The organism is Moorena sp. SIO4E2 (genome assembly GCF_010671945.1).
Taxonomy (GTDB): domain Bacteria; phylum Cyanobacteriota; class Cyanobacteriia; order Cyanobacteriales; family Coleofasciculaceae; genus Moorena; species Moorena producens.
The window spans coordinates 1-1,189 of the sequence record NZ_JAAHIE010001340.1 but is presented as its reverse complement, the minus strand read 5'-3'; the positions used below and the strand labels follow the sequence as shown (position 1 = coordinate 1,189).

The 1,189-nt window shown below is 47.4% G+C and carries 1 protein-coding gene and 1 pseudogene; both read right to left on the bottom strand.

Features of this window, described 5'->3' with window-relative positions:
* Positions 1-10: 10 nt before the first annotated feature.
* The gene (locus tag F6K37_RS43520; RefSeq protein ID WP_287257361.1) at positions 11-898 is read right to left on the bottom strand and encodes a tetratricopeptide repeat protein; all 888 of its coding nucleotides are present in this window, start codon (positions 896-898) and stop codon (positions 11-13) included.
* A pseudogene (locus tag F6K37_RS43515) lies at positions 895-1,189 on the bottom strand (SAM-dependent methyltransferase); the annotation flags it as partial. The gene F6K37_RS43520 and the pseudogene F6K37_RS43515, both read right to left, overlap by 4 nt.

Genomic DNA, 1,189 nt, shown 5'->3' with positions numbered 1-1,189 from the left:
TCTCAAAAGCTTAACTAGCGAGTAATGCTTGAGTTCTCGGATCATCTCGCCACTCCATCCAAGCTGGGTCGTGACCGACTAACTCAATGGCTTCATCATTAATAGGAATAGCTTCTTCTAGATATTCCCATGCTTGTTCGCAGTTACCTACCAAGATGGCTAAGCCGCTCAGTCGGTACAGAATATCTCCTCGATCCCCTGTCTGCCATTGAGAGCGCAATACTGACCGCGTAAGCTCAATCTCGCTTTTGGCCTGGGTCAATCCTTGCCAACGAGCCTTTGCTACTGCAATACAGTACAAAGCTGTAGTGTCATCAGGAACTTCCTCTAACCTCTGCTGGCAACAAGCGATCGCTTCAGCATATTGGCCATCGTAGCAAAGGATTAACCCTCTCTCAATCCGCCAATTTTTCACAAATATGGTTTTGTCAAGGGCGATCGCTCGGTCAAAATCAATCAGGGCTTTCTTGTAGCACTTCATCAGTGCATAGACGCGGCAGCGATAGGCAATTGCCCAAAGGTAATCCGGCTTCAGCTCAATGGCTCGATCCAAGTCAGCCACTGCCATTGTGTAATATGCTTCCCCCATAAAGCGGTAGGTTACGCCCCGGTGAGCGAGAGCCCAAAGGTAGTTAGGGTTGAGATCAATAGCGCGGCTAAAATCTGTTCGGGCTTCCTGATAACGTTTGATCTGATAGTAGGTTTGCCCACGGTGAGCGAGAGCCCAAGGGTTGTTAAAATTTAGCTCAACGGCATCGGTGAACTTGGCGAGGGCAGCTTCAAAATTTCCCATCAGCCGATCCGCCTCACCTTGCTGAGCTATAGCTTTAGCTTTCTGAGGGTTCTGTGGGGACGCTAACTTGAGGTCAGACACAGTTTGTTGATAAGCTGTCATCATATCTGTTTCTCCCCTGTAGCTTCTTTAACAAAAGACATACCTAAGCGCGCCATCATTTCTTTGTCCACAGGTGCTAGAGCTTGAGGCGGAATATAAAGGGTTGAAACCTCAGTAACACTGCTTTGTGGTAGCTTGGACAGAGGAATACGCTGGATAACTGGTTTGCAAACTGGATAATAAACTGCTGCTTCGTAAACAATCACTTCATGGTCACCTCCATAATGTGTCTTTAAGACCTCGGTCAATATGGTTAGAGGACGAAACTGTTCCTCCGGTTTATAAAAACCGAGA